Origin of the sequence: Agrobacterium leguminum (assembly GCF_015704895.1) — a bacterium.
GTDB lineage: Bacteria > Pseudomonadota > Alphaproteobacteria > Rhizobiales > Rhizobiaceae > Agrobacterium > Agrobacterium leguminum.
The window spans coordinates 499187-517058 of record NZ_JADQWB010000002.1 but is presented as its reverse complement, the minus strand read 5'-3'; the positions used below and the strand labels follow the sequence as shown (position 1 = coordinate 517058).

The 17872-nt window shown below is 59.8% G+C and carries 18 protein-coding genes; 9 read left to right on the top strand and 9 right to left on the bottom strand.

Annotation, left to right across the window (positions count from 1 at the left end):
- Positions 1-40: 40 nt before the first annotated feature.
- The 9 genes from msrA to deoA all read left to right on the top strand — a co-directional run bounded on the left by msrA (position 41) and on the right by deoA (position 8873).
- The gene (msrA, locus tag I3J13_RS05445) at positions 41-691 is read left to right on the top strand and encodes a peptide-methionine (S)-S-oxide reductase MsrA (protein ID WP_020812546.1); all 651 of its coding nucleotides are present in this window, start codon (positions 41-43) and stop codon (positions 689-691) included.
- Positions 692-905: 214 nt separating this feature from the next.
- Positions 906-1898 (top strand): BMP family lipoprotein, encoded by a 993-nt coding sequence (locus I3J13_RS05440; RefSeq protein WP_003524348.1) that lies wholly within the window; start codon positions 906-908, stop codon positions 1896-1898.
- A gap of 82 nt (positions 1899-1980) precedes the next feature.
- A complete protein-coding gene (locus I3J13_RS05435; protein ID WP_196378240.1) occupies positions 1981-3486 on the top strand; it encodes an ABC transporter ATP-binding protein in 1506 nt (501 codons plus the stop codon).
- A gap of 7 nt (positions 3487-3493) precedes the next feature.
- Positions 3494-4597 (top strand): ABC transporter permease, encoded by a 1104-nt coding sequence (locus tag I3J13_RS05430; protein ID WP_196378207.1) that lies wholly within the window; start codon positions 3494-3496, stop codon positions 4595-4597.
- A gap of 6 nt (positions 4598-4603) precedes the next feature.
- Positions 4604-5575: an ABC transporter permease gene (locus I3J13_RS05425; RefSeq protein ID WP_196378206.1), complete on the top strand. Its 972-nt coding sequence runs from the start codon at positions 4604-4606 to the stop codon at positions 5573-5575.
- Positions 5576-5594: 19 nt separating this feature from the next.
- Positions 5595-5984 carry a cytidine deaminase gene (locus I3J13_RS05420; RefSeq protein ID WP_003524353.1) on the top strand — a complete coding sequence of 130 codons (390 nt, stop codon included), beginning with the start codon at positions 5595-5597 and terminating at the stop codon, positions 5982-5984.
- Positions 5984-6784: a purine-nucleoside phosphorylase gene (locus I3J13_RS05415; protein ID WP_196378205.1), complete on the top strand. Its 801-nt coding sequence runs from the start codon at positions 5984-5986 to the stop codon at positions 6782-6784. The genes I3J13_RS05420 and I3J13_RS05415 overlap by 1 nt, the downstream gene beginning before the upstream one ends.
- A 2-nt stretch (positions 6785-6786) precedes the next feature.
- The gene (gene deoC / locus I3J13_RS05410; RefSeq protein WP_196378204.1) at positions 6787-7560 is read left to right on the top strand and encodes a deoxyribose-phosphate aldolase; all 774 of its coding nucleotides are present in this window, start codon (positions 6787-6789) and stop codon (positions 7558-7560) included.
- Positions 7557-8873 carry a thymidine phosphorylase gene (gene deoA / locus I3J13_RS05405; protein ID WP_196378203.1) on the top strand — a complete coding sequence of 439 codons (1317 nt, stop codon included), beginning with the start codon at positions 7557-7559 and terminating at the stop codon, positions 8871-8873. Before deoC ends, deoA begins: the two co-directional genes overlap by 4 nt.
- Here the strand turns inward: deoA and I3J13_RS05400 are convergent.
- From I3J13_RS05400 to cyoA, 9 genes are all read right to left on the bottom strand, one after another.
- Positions 8866-9387 (bottom strand): TIGR02281 family clan AA aspartic protease, encoded by a 522-nt coding sequence (locus tag I3J13_RS05400; protein ID WP_174055829.1) that lies wholly within the window; start codon positions 9385-9387, stop codon positions 8866-8868. The genes deoA and I3J13_RS05400 overlap by 8 nt on opposite strands.
- Positions 9388-9521: 134 nt before the next feature.
- Positions 9522-10151, bottom strand: a complete 630-nt coding sequence (upp, locus tag I3J13_RS05395; RefSeq protein WP_003524359.1) for a uracil phosphoribosyltransferase — start codon at positions 10149-10151, stop codon at positions 9522-9524.
- Positions 10152-10245: 94 nt separating this feature from the next.
- The gene (locus I3J13_RS05390) at positions 10246-11223 is read right to left on the bottom strand and encodes an adenosine deaminase (protein WP_196378202.1); all 978 of its coding nucleotides are present in this window, start codon (positions 11221-11223) and stop codon (positions 10246-10248) included.
- The gene (locus I3J13_RS05385) at positions 11220-12440 is read right to left on the bottom strand and encodes a phosphopentomutase (protein ID WP_196378201.1); all 1221 of its coding nucleotides are present in this window, start codon (positions 12438-12440) and stop codon (positions 11220-11222) included. The genes I3J13_RS05390 and I3J13_RS05385 overlap by 4 nt, the downstream gene beginning before the upstream one ends.
- A 113-nt stretch (positions 12441-12553) precedes the next feature.
- Positions 12554-13315, bottom strand: a complete 762-nt coding sequence (locus I3J13_RS05380; protein WP_196378200.1) for an SURF1 family protein — start codon at positions 13313-13315, stop codon at positions 12554-12556.
- Positions 13316-13593: 278 nt separating this feature from the next.
- Positions 13594-13989, bottom strand: a complete 396-nt coding sequence (gene cyoD, locus I3J13_RS05375) for a cytochrome o ubiquinol oxidase subunit IV (protein ID WP_003514416.1) — start codon at positions 13987-13989, stop codon at positions 13594-13596.
- Positions 13989-14615: a cytochrome o ubiquinol oxidase subunit III gene (gene cyoC / locus I3J13_RS05370; protein WP_003524364.1), complete on the bottom strand. Its 627-nt coding sequence runs from the start codon at positions 14613-14615 to the stop codon at positions 13989-13991. Before cyoC ends, cyoD begins: the two co-directional genes overlap by 1 nt.
- Positions 14616-14621: 6 nt before the next feature.
- Entirely contained in the window at positions 14622-16625 is a 2004-nt protein-coding gene (gene cyoB, locus I3J13_RS05365; protein ID WP_080852865.1) for a cytochrome o ubiquinol oxidase subunit I, read from the bottom strand.
- 76 nt (positions 16626-16701) lie between these two features.
- Positions 16702-17832 (bottom strand): ubiquinol oxidase subunit II, encoded by a 1131-nt coding sequence (gene cyoA / locus I3J13_RS05360; RefSeq protein WP_080852864.1) that lies wholly within the window; start codon positions 17830-17832, stop codon positions 16702-16704.
- Positions 17833-17872 lie beyond the last annotated feature (40 nt).

The following is a 17872-nucleotide window of genomic DNA, read 5'->3' as shown; positions in this document are numbered from 1 at the left end:
AACCATGAGAAGCGGCGGAACTGGCCGCATGGAGGACCGAATGTTCCTGTTCGATACGCTTTCAAAAAAAACGACGATGCCGACCGAAGAAACCGCCTTGCCCGGCCGTGAAGAGGCGCTTGCGGTGCCGGAAGCCCATTTCGTCAATGGCCGGCCCTTGAAGGGGCCTTATCCTGACGGACTTGAAACCATCTATCTCGGCATGGGCTGCTTCTGGGGCGCGGAACGATTGTTCTGGAAAACGCCGGGTGTGTGGGTGACGGCGGTGGGTTATGCCGGCGGCTTCACCCGCAACCCCACCTATCAGGAGACGACGACGGGCCAGACGGGCCACGCCGAAGTGGTCAAGGTTGTCTACGATCCGGCGGTTATCTCGCTCTCGGGTCTGCTGAAGATATTCTTCGAGGAGCATGATCCGACGCAAGGAATGCGGCAGGGCAACGATGTCGGCACGACCTACCGTTCCGCCATTTACGCGACGACGGAAGGGCAGTTGCAGCAGGCGCAGAAGGCGAGCGATGCTTTTCAACAGGCTTTGGACGAGGCCGGCCATGGCAGCGCCATCACCACCGAGATCGGGCCGCTTGAAAAGTTTTATTACGCTGAAGACTACCATCAGCAATATCTTGCCAAGAACCCGGGCGGTTACTGCGGCCTGAGGGGAACCGGCGTAAGCTGCAATATCGACTAGATTTTTTGCAGGTCGCCCCGGTGGAAAGACCAAAAAAGCGCCAGAATAAAGTTTTTCCACCGGGTCAAAAAAACCGGATGAATTTTTCATTGAGCCATGCAAGGATATGAGGCAAGCACAGCCGGGAAAACGGCTGGCGGTTCCGCAGACATTCCCGGTCAACGGGATTGCGGGAGGACCCTTAAAATATCAATTGCAACAACAGGGCTGCACAATGAAAAAATCCCTTCTGACGCTTTTTGCGCTCGCCGCAATGTCGGCTTCCGCGCTCGCCGCCGATATCAAGCCGGCGCTGGTCTATGGCACGGGCGGCAAGTTCGACAAATCGTTCAACGAAGCCGCTGCGGCCGGCGCTGAAAAGTTCAAGGCAGAAACGGGCATCGAGTTCCGCGATTTCGAGCCGACCAGCGACACGCAGGGCGAACAGGCCATCCGCAACTTTGCGAGCAAGGGCTTCAACCCGGTCGTCGCCGTTTCCTTCGCCTGGACCTCGGCCATGGAAAAGGTCGCAGCCGAATTCCCTGACACCAAGTTCGTCATCGTCGATTCCGTCGTCGAGCTGCCGAATGTCCGCTCCGTCGTCTACAAGGAGCACGAAGGCTCCTATCTCGTCGGTCTTCTAGCCGGCATGGCCTCCAAGACCGGCAAGGTCGGCTTCATCGGCGGCATGGATATTCCGCTGATCCGTAAGTTCGCCTGTGGTTATGCGCAGGGCGCCAAGGCTGCCAACGACAAGATCGAAGTCTTCCAGAACATGACCGGCACCACGGGTGCTGCCTGGAACGATCCGGTGCGCGGCGGCGAACTCACCAAGAACCAGATCGACCAGGGTGCGGACGTGATTTACGCGGCAGCCGGTGCGACCGGTATCGGTGTGCTGCAGACTGCCGCCGACAACAAGAAGTTCTCGATCGGCGTCGATTCCAACCAGAACCACCTGCATCCGGGTTCGGTTCTGACCTCCATGGTCAAGCGCGTCGATCTGGCCGTCTACAATGCCTACAAGGATGCCAAGGACGACAAGTTCACCCCCGGCATCGTTGCCCTCGGCGTCAAGGAAGATGGCGTCGCCTACGCGGTCGACGACAATAACAAGGCCCTGATCACGCCGGAAATGACCGCCGCCGTGGACAAGGCGAAGGCCGATATCATCTCCGGCGCCGTCAAGGTTCATGACTATATGGCGGATAATTCCTGCCCGAAATGATATGATATGTAACGGGGGCGCATGATGTTTTTCATCTTGCGCCCTTTTCATATCCAGCCTTCGGAGAGGTTTCGGTTTGAGTATGGACCCTGCAATCGAACTGGTGGGCATCGACAAGAAATTCGGTGCCGTTCACGCCAACAAGAATATCAATCTGACTGTCGCCAAGGGCACGATCCACGGCATTATCGGGGAAAACGGTGCCGGGAAGTCGACCCTGATGTCGATCCTCTACGGCTTTTACCAGGCGGATGCCGGTGAAATCCGGGTGAATGGCACGCCCGTCGCGATCCGTGACAGCCAGACGGCCATCAATGCCGGCATCGGCATGGTGCATCAGCACTTCATGCTGGTGGAAAATTTCACCGTGCTGGAAAACGTCATGCTCGGCGCGGAAGGCGGCGCATCGCTCGCCAAGGGCCGGGCGGCGGCCCGCAAGGAATTGCAGCGCCTCGAGGACGATTACGGTCTGGAAGTCGATCCGGATGCTGTCATCGAAGAACTGCCTGTTGGTCTGCAGCAGCGCGTCGAAATCCTCAAGGCCATGTATCGTGGCGCCGAAATCCTGATCCTCGATGAGCCGACCGGCGTTCTGACACCGGCCGAGGCCGATCACCTTTTCAAGATTCTCGGCGTCCTGCGCGAGCAGGGCAAGACCGTCATCCTCATCACCCACAAGCTGCGCGAAATCATGGCGATCACGGATTCCGTCTCCGTCATGCGCCGCGGTGAAATGGTCGCAACCCGCAAAACTTCCGAAACCAGCGTCGAGGAACTGGCCGAGCTGATGGTTGGCCGCCGCGTGCTGCTCAGGGTGGAAAAGGGCGAGACGACACCGGGCGATGTTCTGCTCTCCATCCGCAGTCTCACTGTCAAGGACAGTCGCGGCGTCACCATGGTGGACGATGTCTCGCTCGATGTCCGCGCCGGTGAAATCGTCGGCATTGCCGGCGTGGCGGGTAATGGCCAGTCGGAGCTGCTCGAAGCCATCGCCGGTATCCGCAAGCCCCATTCGGGCGAGATATGGGTGGATGGCCAGAAGGTGGACCGCCCCGATCCGGCCATTCTGCGCAGGCTCGGCCTCGCGCATATTCCGGAAGACCGCCACCATATGGGGCTGGTGCTGAAATTCGAGGAATATGAAAACTCAATCCTCGGCTATCACCATGATGAGCGATACGGCAAAGGACCTTTCCTCAATCCCGAGGCCATCCGCAAGGATGCGGTCGAAAAGATCGAGAAATACGATATCCGCCCGCCGAACCCGCAGCTGAAGACCGCCAATTTTTCCGGCGGCAATCAGCAGAAGATCGTCGTCGCCCGCGAAATCGAGCGTGACCCGAAGATGCTGATCATCGGCCAGCCGACACGCGGCGTGGATATCGGCGCCATCGAATTCATCCATCGCCGCATCATCGAAATGCGCGATGCTGGTAAGGCGATTTTGCTGGTTTCGGTCGAACTCGATGAAATCCGTTCCCTTTCGGACCGGATCATGGTCATGTTCGCCGGCCGTGTCGTTGGAGAAAAAACGGCGGAAGCCGAAGAACAGACGCTGGGCCTGATGATGGCCGGCATCGCCGCATGAGGCATGAATGAGCACCGCTTCCGTACCCCTACCAAACTGGATCAGCTACGGCCTGTTGCCGTTTTTGAACGTCGTCACCGCCTTTCTGATTTCCGGCCTCGTTGTCTGGTCGATCGGTGAAAGCCCGCTGGCGGCGCTCCGCCTGCTCATCGAAGGTGCGCTTGGCCGTGGCGACGCCATCGGCTTCACGCTCTTCTACACGACGAGCTTCATCTTCACCGGCCTTTCCGTCGCCGTGGCCTTCCATGCCGGCCTGTTCAACATCGGCTCGGAAGGTCAGGCCTATATTGGCGGTCTGGGTGCCGCGCTGGTGGCGCTGGCGCTCGACCGTTACGTGCCGTGGTATGTGACGATGCCTTTCGCCGTCATCGGTGCCGCGCTTTTTGGCGCGGCCTGGGCTTTCATTCCGGCCTGGCTGCAGGCAAAACGCGGCAGCCACGTCGTCATCACCACCATCATGTTCAACTTCATCGCGGCTGCGCTGATGGTCTATCTGCTGGTGAATGTGCTGATCGTGCCGGGCAAGATGGCGCCGGAAACGCGCACCTTTCTGCCGGGCGGGCAATTGCCGAAGCTCGACTGGTTGATGGCGCTGTTCGGCCTTAAGCTCGGGCCGGCGCCGTTCAACGTCTCCTTCATCATCGCACTGGTCATGTGTTTCCTCGTCTGGGTGCTCATCTGGCGCACCAAGCTCGGTTATGAGATGCGCACGCTCGGCATCAGTCCCTCAGCCGCCATCTATGCCGGCATTCCCTATGCACGCACCGTCATCATCGCCATGCTCATTTCGGGCGGTCTGGCGGGCATGATGGCGCTGAACCCGGTCATGGGCGCTTCCGCCCGCCTGCAGGTGGAATTCGTCGGCGGTGCTGGCTTCGTCGGCATTGCCGTGTCGCTGATGGGGCGAAGCCATCCGCTTGGCATCATCTTCGCGGCATTGCTGTTCGGCATTCTCTATCAGGGCGGTGCGGATCTTTCCTTCGAGATGCCGAACATTACCCGCGAAATGATCGTGGTCATTCAGGGTCTGGTGATCCTCTTCGCCGGCGCGCTGGAATATATGTACCGGCCGGCGGTCGTCCGCATCTACCAGCATTTGGCAAAGGGGTGAGCTGATATGGATTTCTTCGATATGCTGGTCAGCATCCTCGGCTCGACCGTCCGCCTCACCATCCCGCTTCTCTTCACCGCACTTGCCGGGCTTTTTTCCGAACGCGCTGGCGTGTTCGATATCGGCCTTGAAGGCAAGATGCTGGCGGCGGCCTTCGCTTCCGCCTGCGTCGCCTATCTCACGGCAGATCCATGGGCCGGTCTGCTGGCGGGCATCACCGTCTCCATCCTCTTCTCGCTGATCCATGGTTTCGCCGTCATCACCAATCGCGGCAACCAGATCGTGTCGGGCGTGGCGCTGAACTTCATCGCCGCCGGCCTGACGGTGGTTCTGGGGCAGGCCTGGTTCGGGCAAGGCGGCCGCACGCCGCAATTGCCGTCCGAGGGCCGCTTTGCGCCGATCATCCTGCCGGGTGCGGATGCGATGCGCGAGGTGCCCTTCATCGGCCCGCTCTATGCCAATGTCATTTCCGGCAACAATATCCTCACCTATCTCGCCTTTCTGGCGGTGCCGCTCTCCTGGTGGGTGCTTTACCGTACCCGTTTCGGCCTGCGTCTGCGCGCTGTCGGTGAAAATCCGGGCGCGGTGGATACGGCCGGCATTTCGGTGACATGGATGCGTTTCCGCGCCGTCATCGTCGCCGGCTTCCTCTGCGGTTTTTCGGGCGCCTATCTCGCCGTGGCGCAGTCGGCGGCCTTCATCGCCAATATGTCGGCCGGCAAGGGCTATATTGCGCTCGCGGCACTGATTTTTGCCAAATGGAAGCCGGTGCCGGTCATGTTGGCCTGCCTGCTCTTCGGTTTTCTGGATGCCTTCGCCAACTTCATGCAGGGCAAATCCGTGCCGGGTATCGGCGAGGTGCCGGTGCAGATATTCCAGGCCATGCCCTATATTCTGACCTGCATCCTGCTTGCCGGTTTCATCGGCGTCGCCAAGCCCCCCAAGGCCGGTGGCGTTGCCTATGCGAAGGAGCGTTAAATCCATGTCCCGAGATCCGATGTCCCATGCCCTTTTCGAGGCGGCGGTGGAGGCCATGGCCTTTGCCCATGCGCCCTATTCGAAATTTCCGGTCGGTGCGGCGATCCGCGCTGAAGACGGCAAGATTTACAAGGGCGCCAATATCGAGAACCTCTCCTTCCCGCAGGGCTGGTGCGCTGAACCTTCCGCCATCAGCGCCATGATCATGGGTGGGGCGAAGAAGATCAGCGAAATCGCCGTCATCGCCGAAAAGCTTGCTCTTTGCCCACCCTGCGGCGGCTGCCGGCAGAAGATCGCCGAATTCGCCACGCCGGATACGAAAGTCTATCTCTGCGACGAAACCGGCGTGCAGAAGGTCATGACCATGGAAGAGCTTTTGCCCTTCAGCTTCAAGACAGAGCTGCCCTGATGCCGGATATGCTGATCGATATTCTGGTGGAGCGCCTGAACGGCCTGATGCCGCGCGTCGCCATCGTCCTCGGCTCGGGCCTCGGTTCGCTGGTGGAAGACGTCAGCGACCCGATCCGGGTGCCCTATGCCGAACTTCCCGGTTTTCCTGCGAGCGGCGTTTCCGGCCATGCGGGCGAGCTGGTGGCGGGCTATCTTGGTGGTGAGCCGGTCATGATGCTCTCCGGCCGGGTGCATTATTACGAAAAGGGCGATCCGTCCGCCATGCGCGCGATCATCGGGGCGCTGGCCGGTCTTGGCGTGCAGTCGCTCATCCTCACCAATTCGGCAGGTTCGGTCAGGCAGGATATGCCGCCCGGCTCGGTCATGCAGGTCACCGATCACATCAACTATTCCGGCATGAACCCGCTGATCGGCGAGGAAAGCGACCGCCGCTTCGTCGGCATGACCACCGCTTACGATCCCGATCTGATGCTTGCCATGCGCAACGCCGCCATCCGCGCTACGGTGCCTTTGTTCGGCGGCGTCTATATGTGGTTTTCCGGCCCGAGCTTCGAAACGCCGGCGGAAATCCGCATGGCGCGGCTGCTGGGAGCGGATGCAGTTGGCATGTCCACCGTGCCGGAAGTCATCCTTGCGCGCTTTTTCGGGATGCGCGTTGCTGCCGCATCGGTTATTACCAATTACGGTGCCGGCATGACCGGCGCGGAACTGAGCCATGAAGAAACCAAGGATATGGCTCCCGTGGGTGGCAAGAGGCTTGCCGCCATTCTGAAGGAAATGATCGCAGGAGGAGCGTGACCATGGAACTCCAGCGTCCGCGCGAAGCGGCTGCCCTCACCCTGTCCTTGCTGGACCTTACCAATCTCAAGGAAGACTGCACGCCCGAGCAGATCGCCGCTCTGTGCCAGCGCGCGCATACGGAATATGGCAATACGGCTGCAATCTGCATCTGGCCGCGCTTCGTGGCGCAGGCCCGTGCTGCTTTCGGAAAAGACCATGCTATCCGCATCGCCACGGTCGTCAATTTTCCTTCGGGCGATCTCGACATCGCGACCGTGGTTGCCGAAACCGAGGCGGCGATCCGCGACGGCGCTGACGAAGTCGATCTCGTCATTCCCTATCGCAAATTCATAGCCGGCGATGAAACGGCGGTGTCTACCATGGTGGCCGCCGTTCGCAAGGCCTGCGTTGCACCCGTGCTGCTCAAGGTCATTCTTGAAACCGGCGAGTTGAAGGACAAGGCGCTGATCCGTCGCGCATCCGAACTCGCCATTGCCGAAGGGGCCGATTTCATCAAGACCTCGACCGGCAAGGTTGCCATCAATGCCACGCTGGAGGCCGCCGACATCATGTTGCAGGCGATCCGCGATAGCCGGCAGAAGGTGGGTTTCAAGCCCGCCGGCGGTATCGGCACGGTGGAGGACGCCACGCTTTACCTCAGGCTTGCGGAAACCATCATGGCGCCCAACTGGGCCATGCCGTCCACCTTCCGTTTCGGCGCTTCCGGTGTTCTCGATGATGTGCTGAACGTGCTGGCCGGCGGCGAGCCCGCCAAGGCCGCCAGCGGGTATTGAGCTTGATCCCGCAGGAAATCATCCGGCGCAAACGCGATGGCCTGTCACTTGAGCCTCGGGAGATTGCCGCTTTCATAGAAGCGCTTTCGAAAGACGGCATCTCGGAAGGGCAGGCGGCTGCCTTTGCCATGGCGGTGTTCTTTCGCGGCATGACCCGGGATGAGATGGTGGCGCTGACGCTTGCGATGCGCGACAGCGGTGAGGTCCTGTCCTGGAGCGATCTGGGCAGGCCGGTGGCGGACAAGCACTCCACCGGCGGTGTTGGCGATAATGTCTCCCTGATGCTCGCCCCCATCGTTGCTGCCTGCGGTCTCGCCGTGCCGATGATTTCCGGCAGGGGCCTTGGCCATACCGGCGGCACGCTGGACAAGCTGGAAGCGATCCCCGGTTACAACGTCATGCCGGACGAGGTGTTGTTCCGCCGGACGGTAAAGACGGTCGGCTGCGCCATCATCGGCCAGACGGGCGATCTCGCCCCCGCTGATAAACGCCTCTATGCCATTCGCGATGTGACCGCGACGGTCGATTCCATACCGCTGATCACGGCCTCCATCCTGTCGAAGAAGCTTGCAGCCGGGCTGCAGACGCTGGTTCTTGATGTGAAGGTCGGCAGCGGTGCTTTCATGCAGAGCGTTGAGGATGCCCGCAATTTGGCCCGCGCGCTGGTCGATGTGGCGAATGGCGCGGGCCTGCCGACAACCGCCCTGATAACCGACATGAACCAGCCGCTTGGCGATGCCGCCGGCAATGCGGTCGAAATCGTCAATTGTCTGGATTTTCTGGCCGGTCGCAAGGCCGACACCCGTCTTGAAAAGGTGGTCCTGTCCTTTGCGGCGGAAATGCTGGTGCAGGCGCAAAAGGCGGCCACGCTGGAGGAAGGAGAGGCGCTGGCGTCGGCTGCGCTCTCCTCCGGCCGGGCGCTGGAAATCTTTGCACGGATGGCTTCGGCACTGGGCGGTCCATCGGATTTCGTCGAGCGCCCGTCGCGCTATTTGCCATCAGCGCCGGTCATTCTTCCGGTTCTGGCGGAGCGCAGCGGTTTGCTCGCCTCCTGCGCCACGCGCGATCTTGGCATGGTTGTCGTCGAACTCGGCGGCGGCAGAAGAAAGCCATCGGACACGATCGATCCGTCCGTCGGTATCTCGGATATTCTGCCGCTCGGTGCAAAAGTGGAAAAGGGCGAGTCGATCGCCATTGTCCATGCTGCTTCCAGGGAGGAAGCAGAACGTGCGGTGAAAAGGGTAGCGACCTGCTACGGATTTGCTGACAGCGCGCCGGAGATTGGTGCGCCCGTTCTTGAGCGGATCACCTGACCAGCCGCATCTCGCCGCCCGATACCTTGAAGGACGATAGTTGTTTCAGGAAGCTCATGCCGATCAGCATGTTGCCGAGCGCATTGTCCTTCAGCACCATGGCGTCGACATTCTGAACCCGGATAGCGCCGATCTCCACCCGGTCGAGCTTCACATAGGCGGCCATGGTCTGGCCATTGGCCGTTGAAATCGCATATTTATAATCGAGGCTGTTGACGCCGTAACCGAGCCGGCGCGCAATCGTCTCGTTGATGGCGACCATGGAAGCGCCGGTATCGACAAGCCCGTCGAAGGATTTGCCGTTGATGCGGAAGGTGGCGTTGAAGTGGCCGCGGGCATCCGCTTTCAGATTGACGCCGCCCAGCGAAACGGACTCCGGTTTGGCTGCTTCGGGTCTGACTTCCGCTTTCTCAATGCTTGCTTCCGGGCGCGGCTGAAACTTTTCCACCAGCGCCGGAATTTGCGTGGCACCGACCGAAAGACCAACAAGCAGAAAAATCGCGCGCGTCAGCAAGTCTTTGCTCCTCCAGGGGCAGGTTATTCTTGCCCAGAATAGACGCAAAACATGCTGAAACCTTAAAATAAAAAGCCATTCGCCGCTGGTGGAGGCGGCGAATGGCTCAAACGGTTAAGCGATGATGAACGGCGTTATTTGGTGCCATACATGCGGTCGCCGGCGTCCCCGAGGCCGGGAACGATATAACCCTTCTCGTTCAGATGGCTGTCGATGGCGGCGGTGTAGATATGCACATCGGGATGCGCTTCACGGAAATTCTTGATGCCTTCGGGCGCCGCCAGCAGACACAGGAAGCGGATGTTCTTCGCACCGCGCTCCTTCAGCTTTTCAACGGCGGCGATGGAGGAATTGCCGGTCGCGAGCATCGGGTCGACAACGATGATCAGGCGCGCATCGAGACTTTCCGGAGCCTTGAAGTAATATTCGACAGCTTCCAGCGTGTCATGATCGCGATAAACGCCGATATGGGAAACACGCGCCGAAGGCACGAGTTCGAGCATGCCTTCCAGGAGGCCGTTGCCGGCGCGCAGGATGGAGGCGAAAACCAGCTTCTTGCCTTCGAGCACGGGGGCCTCGATGGTTTCAAGCGGTGTATCGATGGTTTCCATCGTCATCTCAAGGTCGCGCGTCACTTCATAGCAGAGCAGCGTCGAAATTTCCCTGAGCAGGCGGCGGAAGCCGGCCGTGGAAGTTTCCTTCTTGCGCATGATAGTGAGTTTGTGCCGCACCAGCGGATGTTCGATGACTGTGACGCCGTCCATGAAACTGGCCTTCCTTTTATCTTATGCCCTGTAATTCACCGAAAGTGCGTTTTTCGCAAGCCTTCTTCGCGGTTTTACCCCGCGAACCGCAGCGTCAGGCGCCATCGAGTTTCGCAAGCAGTCGCGCGCGTGTTTCCTCGTCCACGAAGGCGCATTCCAGTGCGGTCCGTGTCATACGGTTGATCTCGGCATCGCTGAAGCCGAACTCGTCCGCAGCCAGCGCATATTCCCGCGCAAGCGAGGTGAAGAAGAATGGCGGGTCGTCGGAACTGATGCACACTCGCACCCCGGCGTCGCTGAGAGCTTTCAGCGGGTGGCTGGCAAAATCAGGATAGACGTTGAGCGCGATATTCGAGCCGGGGCAGACTTCCAGAACCGTTCCCACCTCGGCCAGCCGGGCGATGAGACCGGCATCTTCGATGGCGCGCACGCCATGCCCGATGCGGGACGGTTTGACGAGATCGAGCGCATCGGTAACGCTTTCCGGTCCGCAAACCTCGCCGGCATGAATGGTCAGCCCAAGGCCGGCATCGCGGGCGATGTCGAAGGCGCGTGCATAATCGGCGACGCGGCCCATGCGCTCTTCGCCGGCCATGTTGAAGCCCGTCACCAGCGGATGTTGGGCGCGTGCCGCATATTCGGCCGCGGCGATTACCCGCTCCGGGCCGAAGTGGCGCTCACCGGTGACGATGATGCGGGTTTCGATCCCCGTCTTTTCCCTTGCGATGCGGATGCCTTCGGCAATGCCGGCCAGATAGGCGTCGGCGCCAAGCCCGATGCGGTCGCCGTGATCGGGCGAAATGATCAGCTCGCTATAGATGGTATTGGCTTCGGCAAGTTCGGTCAGATAGGTTTCAGTCAGGATGGCATAGTCCTCATCCGTCTTGAACACCTGCGCCACCGCATCGTAACAACGGATGAATTCGGCGAAATCCGACCAGACATATTGGCCGTTCCGCAGAAAACCGCTGGTGTCGATGCCGTATTTCTCCGCCTGTTTAGCGACAAGGGCGGGCGGGGCCGCACCTTCGATGTGGCAGTGAATTTCCGCTTTCAGCAAATGCGATGTCAAATGAAGCTCCTGCCGTGAGAACCGGCCTCGATGCCAAGATGGTGAGCGATGCTTTCGCCTATATCGGCGTAGCTTGAACGGATGCCGACATCGCGCAAGCGAATGCCCGGCCCGAATGCCATGATCGGCACCCTTTCCCGTGTATGGTCCGTGCCTCGCCATGTGGGGTCGCAGCCGTGATCGGCGGTCAGAAGGGCGATGTCACCCGGCGCCATCTTGCGATGGATTTCGGGGATTCGCGCATCGAAGGCCTCAAGGGCGGCGGCGTAACCGGCAACGTCGCGGCGATGGCCGTAAAGCATGTCGAAATCGACGAAATTGGTGAAGACGAGATCGCCGTTTTCAGCCTCATCGATAGCCTGCAATGTCGCATCCATCAGGGCGCTGTTGCCATTTGCCTTGATGATGCGCGAGACGCCCTGATGGGCGTAGATATCGCCGATCTTGCCGATGGCGTGCACTTTTCGGCCGGCCTCCACAAGCCTGTCGAGCAGGGTCGGTTCCGGTGGCAGAACGGAGAAATCGCGGCGGTTGCCGGTGCGTTCGAAGGTCGCGGCCGTCTCGCCGATGAAGGGGCGGGCGATGACGCGACCGATATTCAGAGGATCGAGCAGCTTGCGCACCGTCTCGCAGAGCGCGATGAGCCGCTCCAGACCGAAATGCGTTTCGTGCGCGGCGATCTGGAAAACGGAATCGGATGAGGTGTAGCAGATCGGTTTACCGGTCCTGATATGCTCCTCGCCGAGCGCAGCGATGATCTCGGTGCCGGAAGCATGGCAATTGCCGAGAATGCCCGGAATATCGGCTTGCCTGCAGATCGCTTCCACCAGTTCCGGCGAAAACGCATCGCCTTCCGTCGGGAAATATCCCCAGTCGAAGGTGACGGGCGTACCGGCGATCTCCCAGTGACCGGAAGGTGTATCCTTGCCCTTGGAGATTTCGCTGGCGGAACCGTGCAGGCCGAAAATGCGCTCGGGCGGTTCCATGCCGGCGGGAATGTCGCCGCTTGCCCGCCGCGCAATCTCCAGCAGGCCGAGCGAACACATGTTCGGCAATTTCAGCGGACCGGAGCGAAGCCCCGCTTTGTCGGCAGCGCCTGCTGCACAGAATTCCGCGATATGGCCGAGCGTGTTTGCGCCAAGATCGCCATAGCGCTCCGCGTCGGGTGCGCCGCCGACGCCGAAGGAATCCAGAACGAGAAGAAATGCTCTTGCCATAACTCACCGAAACAAAATGCGCCGACGGGCAATGTCAGGCCGAACTGTCGTTATAGATCAGCAAAACGTGAAGAAGGAAGTGCTTTTATGAACCATCCGGTAAAACCGGCTGCTTAGTCCTCGTCCCCCTTCGGTTTGGGGGCGTTGAGGTTGCGCAGGACATACCAGCCCGCAGCCACCACCATCGCCGCCAGAATATACCACGTAACGGCATAGGAGAGGTGGTTGTTGGGGAAGGTGAGCATGGTCTTGCCGCCGACCGGCAGGCCGCCCGGATTGGGGGTTGCATCGGCATCGACATAGAACGGCGCGACATCGGAAAGGCCGGATGCCTGCGAGATTTGCGGGATGTTGCGGGAATACCAGCGGCCATTTGCCGGATCGTTGGTGCGCAGGAAAAGCCCACCGGTTTCGGGGGCGCGCATCAGCCCGACGATCTCGACGTTTCCGGCCGGTTCGCCTTCCTGGCGGGAGGACGGATCGCGTCTGTCGGACGGCACGAAGCCGCGATTGACGATGATGCTGGAGCCATCGTCGCGCTTGAGCGGCGTCATCACCCAGTAACCGGGGCCGAGGTCCGTGACCGTATAGACCTGTACCTCCCTGTCATTGAGGAAGGTGCCGGACAGTTTCACACGGCGATATTCGTATTCCGCCGGATCGCCGAGCACCGGCCATTCTTTGGCGGCAGGGGCGTCGACGGGATCGGCATGGGCGCGGGCTTCGACCCGCTCGATAAGATCGAGTTTCCAGGACAGGCGCTTGACCTGCCATGTGCCGAGCGCGAGCAGCAGACCCGTCAGAACAACGGTCAGGAACAGGACGACGATGGCCGCAGGGCGGATGCGCCGGTTATGGGGTGTGGTTTCGCTCATGTCACGGTCCTTGCGAAGCGCGCCTGGCAGAAACCAGTCTGCTTTGGCGGGTTTCCTAGAGCATTTCCAGGAAAAGTGGAACCCGGTTTTCCGTCCGGAAATGCGCCAAAACAAAGAGTTAGAGTGTTTTCGCGATTCGAAGAAAAGCGAAAAAACTCTAGCGCCCGCATGCGCTTTTTTCAGCAAATAACCCCATAAATCGCACCACGATTCATGGGGTTATGTGTTGGCGCGAAGGCGGCCCGCCGGAAATCCGGCAGGCCGTAGGTCTCTGCTGCTCAGGGCAGGTTTTTCACATCCTCGATGTGCAGCGGCATCATGTTCTTGTTCATGTTGTACATGACCCAGAGCGAGCCGGAGAGCGTGATCAGGAGCACCACGACGGTGAAGATCAGCGCCATGAAGGTCCAGCCGCCTTCGGACTTGGTGTCCATGTGCAGGAAGTAGATCATGTGCACGAAGATCTGGATGACGCCGAGACCCATGATGGCGATGACCAGCAGGGTCTTGTTTTCAAGAACGTCACCCATGACCAGCCAGAAGGGGATCGCCGTCAGGATAACCGACAGGACGAAGCCGATCATGTAGCTCTTGAAGGTGCCGTGGCTTGCGCCATCATGGTGATGATGGTCGTCGCCATGCGCGTCGTGATGTGCGTGTGCTTCGGAACTCATCAAAGAACTCCCATGAGGTAAACGAAGGAGAAGACGCCGATCCAGATGACGTCAAGGAAGTGCCAGAACATCGACAGGCACATCAGGCGGCGCTTGTTTGCCGCGATCAGGCCGTGCTTGGCGACCTGGAACATCAGCGTGACGAGCCAGATGATGCCGAAGGTGACGTGCAGACCGTGCGTGCCGACCAGCGCGAAGAAGGCCGACAGGAACGCCGAACGCTGCGGACCGGCGCCTTCCGCGATCAGGTGATGGAACTCGTAGAGTTCGACGGCGAGGAAGGCGAGGCCGAAAAGGCCGGTCACACCCAGCCAGACCAGCGTGGCCTTTACCTTCTGCTTTTCCATTTCCAGCATGGCGAAGCCATAGGTGATGGAGGAGAAAAGCAGGAAGCCGGTATTGATCGCCACCAGCTTCAGGTCGAAGAGGTCGGCGCCGGAAGGGCCGGCCGCGTAGTTGCGGCCGACAACGGCATAGGTGGCAAACAGCGTCGCGAAGATAAGGCAGTCGCTCATCAGGTAGAGCCAGAAGCCCAGCGAGGTGCCATTCTCCGGGTGATGGTCTTCCTTCAGGTAGAAGACCGGTGGTTCAGCGCCGTCGACGCTTTGTGCAGGTGTATGAGACATGTTCCGTTACGCCTGTTCCGCGAGCAGCTTGGTACGTTCCGCCTCGACCGTCGAAACGTCGGAAGCCGGAATGTAATAATCGCGATTGTAGTTGAAGGTATGGGCGATGGAGACCGCGATGATGGCGAGCATCGACAGAGCCGCAAGCCACCAGATGTGCCATACCAGGGCGAAGCCGAGAACTACGCTGATGGCGCTGATGATCACGCCCGCGCCGGTGTTCTTCGGCATATGGATCGGAATGAAGCCTTCCTTGGGACGGTTGTAACCGCGCTTCTTCATATCCGCCCAGGCGTCGACATCATGGATGACGGGCGTGAAGGCGAAGTTGTAGGCGGGTGGCGGTGACGATGTCGACCATTCCAGCGTACGGCCGTTATAGGGGTCGCCGGTCACGTCACGCAGCTTGTCGCGCTTCAGGAAGCTGACGATAAGCTGGATGACGAAGGAGGCGATGCCGAGCGCGATCAGGAAGGCGCCGAAGGCGGCGATCACGAACCAGATCTGCAGGGAATTATCCTCGAACTGGCTGATACGGCGGGTGATGCCCATCAGGCCGAGAATATAAAGCGGCATGAAGGCGAAATAGAAGCCGATGAACCAGAACCAGAAGGACAGCTTGCCCCAGAAAGGATCGAGCCGGTATCCGAATGCCTTCGGGAACCAGTAGACGATACCCGCAAGCACACCGAACACGACGCCACCGATGATGGTGTTGTGGAAGTGGGCGATGAGGAACAGCGAGTTGTGCAGCACGAAGTCCGCCGGCGGAACGGCGAGAAGAACGCCGGTCATGCCGCCGATGACGAAGGTGATCATGAAGCCGATGGTCCAGAGCATCGGAACGTCGAACTTGATGCGGCCCTTATACATGGTGAAGAGCCAGTTGAAGATCTTCGCACCTGTCGGGATCGAGATGATCATCGTGGTGATGCCAAAGAAAGCGTTGACGCTTGCGCCGGAACCCATGGTGAAGAAGTGGTGCAGCCACACGATATAGGCGAGGATGGTGATGACGCCCGTGGCGTAGACCATCGAGGCATAACCGAAAAGGCGCTTGTTGGAGAAGGTCGAGACGATTTCCGAGAAGACGCCGAAGGCCGGCAGCACCAGAATGTAGACTTCGGGATGGCCCCAGATCCAGATGAGGTTGACATACATCATCGGATTGCCGCCGAGATCGTTGGTGAAGAAGTTGGTGCCAACGTAACGGTCGAGGGTGAGAAGGGCGAGCGTGCCGGTCAGGATCGGGAAGGAGGCCACGATCAGGATGTTCGAACACAGCGACGTCCAGACGAAGATCGGCAGGCGCATCATGGTCATGCCAGGCGCGCGCATCTTGATGATCGTCACGATCAGGTTGATGCCCGATAGCGTCGTTCCCACACCGGCGATCTGCAGACCCCAGATGTAATAATCCACCCCGACGCCCGGGCTTCCATCGATGCCGGAGAGCGGCGGATAGGCCAACCAGCCGGTCTGCGCATATTCACCCACGAACAGCGAGATCATGGTGATGACGGCGCCGGCCGTGGTCATCCAGAAGGAGAAGTTGTTGAGGAAGGGGAACGAAACGTCGCGTGCGCCGATCTGCAGCGGCACGACGAAGTTCATCAGACCCGTGATCATCGGCATGGCCATGAAGAAGATCATGATAACGCCGTGGGCCGTGAAGATCTGGTCGTAATGGTGCGGCGGAAGGTAACCTTCCGATCCGCCCGAGGCGATCGCCTGCTGGACGCGCATCATGATGGCGTCGGCGAAACCGCGCAGCAGCATGACGAGCGCCAGAATGATGTACATGATACCGATCTTCTTGTGATCGATGCTCGTGAACCATTCATTCCAGAGATAGCCCCAGAGGCGGAAATAGGTGAGGGCGCCGACGACGGCGATACCGCCCAGAGCCACGGCCGCGAAGGTTGCGACAAGAATGGGCTCGTGAAGCGGGATGGACTCCCATGTCAGCTTCCCGAACAGGAACGACGTTTGATCGGAATTGACGATCATTTTTAGCCTCTTGCGATTCTAAGACATAAGATCGGCGCAGCCATTGGCCGCGCCGCATAATGCCGGGACGTATCCGTCAGCCAGCGACTTGTTTCGTTTCCGGCAGCGCCGCAGGCTCGAAAGTCTGTCCTTCGAGCGCAGCCGGAGTGGATTGGGGACCGCTGGCGACGCCAAAGGGCGCAAGCGGCGTGCAGACGACGGAGTTCAGCGCCTTGGCGATATCGATGCCTTCCTTGCCGCCGCCGCCATTGGCGTCGATATGCATCATGTCACGCATGCAGAGCTTGTTGGGCTCGACGCAGCGGTTGAGGATGGCACTGTAGAGCTCGGGATCGACCGAAGCGAAATATTGTACCGGCTCGCGCTCGGAAGGCTTGGCGAATTCCAGATATTCCTGACGGCCGAAGCCCTTGCCGCCCTCTTTCGCCTTGGCAACCCACTGGTCGAAGCCCTGCTGGCTGAGGCCGTGGAACTTGAAGCGCATGTGGGAGAAGCCGGGGCCGGAGAAGTTGGCCGAGAAGCCGTCATAGACGCCTTCCTTGTTGATGACGGCGTGCAGCTTGGTCTGCATGCCGCCCATGGCGTAGATCTGGCCGGCGAGCGCGGGAACGAAGAAGGAGTTCATCGCCGTCGTGCCGGTGATCTTGAAATTGATCGGAACATCGACCGGAGCGGCGAATTCATTGACGCTGCCAATGCCGAGTTCGGGATAGAAGAACAGCCACTTCCAGTCCATGGCCACCACTTCCACCGTGATCGGTTTGACATCGGCGGTCACCTGGCGGTTCTCGTCGATACGCTCCAGCGGGCGATAGGGGTCGAGACGGTGAGTGGAAATCCAGGTCACCGTGCCGAGCATCAGGATGATGGCGACCGGAGCCGACCAGATCACCATTTCAAGGCGCGTGGAGTGGTGCCACTCGGGATCGTAATCCTCGGCCTTTGCCGATTCCCGATACTTCCAAGCGAAGAAAAGCGTCAGGACGATGACGGGGACGATGATCAGCAGCATCAAGACCGTGGACGTGATGATAAGATCGCGCTGCTGGATTGCGACGTCGCCCGAAGGGTTCATCACCACGAGGTTACAGCCGCTGAGCAGCAGCAGAGCCGGGATTGCCAGAAGGGCGGATAGGATTTTTTTGATCGTGCGCACGTTCTTTGAACTCGTACAGTTTGGATTATGCCGCGAATAATTGCCGAACATCATTTTTCAAATGAGGTATATTGTCGCGGTGCAGCGAAAC

Bases quoted from the DNA above. Each gene is read 5' to 3' on its own strand.
- msrA (WP_020812546.1), top strand. From the start codon at position 41: ATGTTCCTGTTCGATACGCTTTCAAAAAAAACGACGATGCCGACCGAA.
- I3J13_RS05440 (WP_003524348.1), top strand. From the start codon at position 906: ATGAAAAAATCCCTTCTGACGCTTTTTGCGCTCGCCGCAATGTCGGCT.
- I3J13_RS05435 (WP_196378240.1), top strand. From the start codon at position 1,981: ATGGACCCTGCAATCGAACTGGTGGGCATCGACAAGAAATTCGGTGCC.
- I3J13_RS05430 (WP_196378207.1), top strand. From the start codon at position 3,494: ATGAGCACCGCTTCCGTACCCCTACCAAACTGGATCAGCTACGGCCTG.
- I3J13_RS05425 (WP_196378206.1), top strand. From the start codon at position 4,604: ATGGATTTCTTCGATATGCTGGTCAGCATCCTCGGCTCGACCGTCCGC.
- I3J13_RS05420 (WP_003524353.1), top strand. From the start codon at position 5,595: ATGTCCCATGCCCTTTTCGAGGCGGCGGTGGAGGCCATGGCCTTTGCC.
- I3J13_RS05415 (WP_196378205.1), top strand. From the start codon at position 5,984: ATGCCGGATATGCTGATCGATATTCTGGTGGAGCGCCTGAACGGCCTG.
- deoC (WP_196378204.1), top strand. From the start codon at position 6,787: ATGGAACTCCAGCGTCCGCGCGAAGCGGCTGCCCTCACCCTGTCCTTG.
- upp (WP_003524359.1), bottom strand. From the start codon at position 10,151: ATGGACGGCGTCACAGTCATCGAACATCCGCTGGTGCGGCACAAACTC.
- I3J13_RS05385 (WP_196378201.1), bottom strand. From the start codon at position 12,440: ATGGCAAGAGCATTTCTTCTCGTTCTGGATTCCTTCGGCGTCGGCGGC.
- I3J13_RS05380 (WP_196378200.1), bottom strand. From the start codon at position 13,315: ATGAGCGAAACCACACCCCATAACCGGCGCATCCGCCCTGCGGCCATC.
- cyoD (WP_003514416.1), bottom strand. From the start codon at position 13,989: ATGAGTTCCGAAGCACACGCACATCACGACGCGCATGGCGACGACCAT.
- cyoC (WP_003524364.1), bottom strand. From the start codon at position 14,615: ATGTCTCATACACCTGCACAAAGCGTCGACGGCGCTGAACCACCGGTC.
- cyoB (WP_080852865.1), bottom strand. From the start codon at position 16,625: ATGATCGTCAATTCCGATCAAACGTCGTTCCTGTTCGGGAAGCTGACA.
- cyoA (WP_080852864.1), bottom strand. From the start codon at position 17,832: ATGTTCGGCAATTATTCGCGGCATAATCCAAACTGTACGAGTTCAAAG.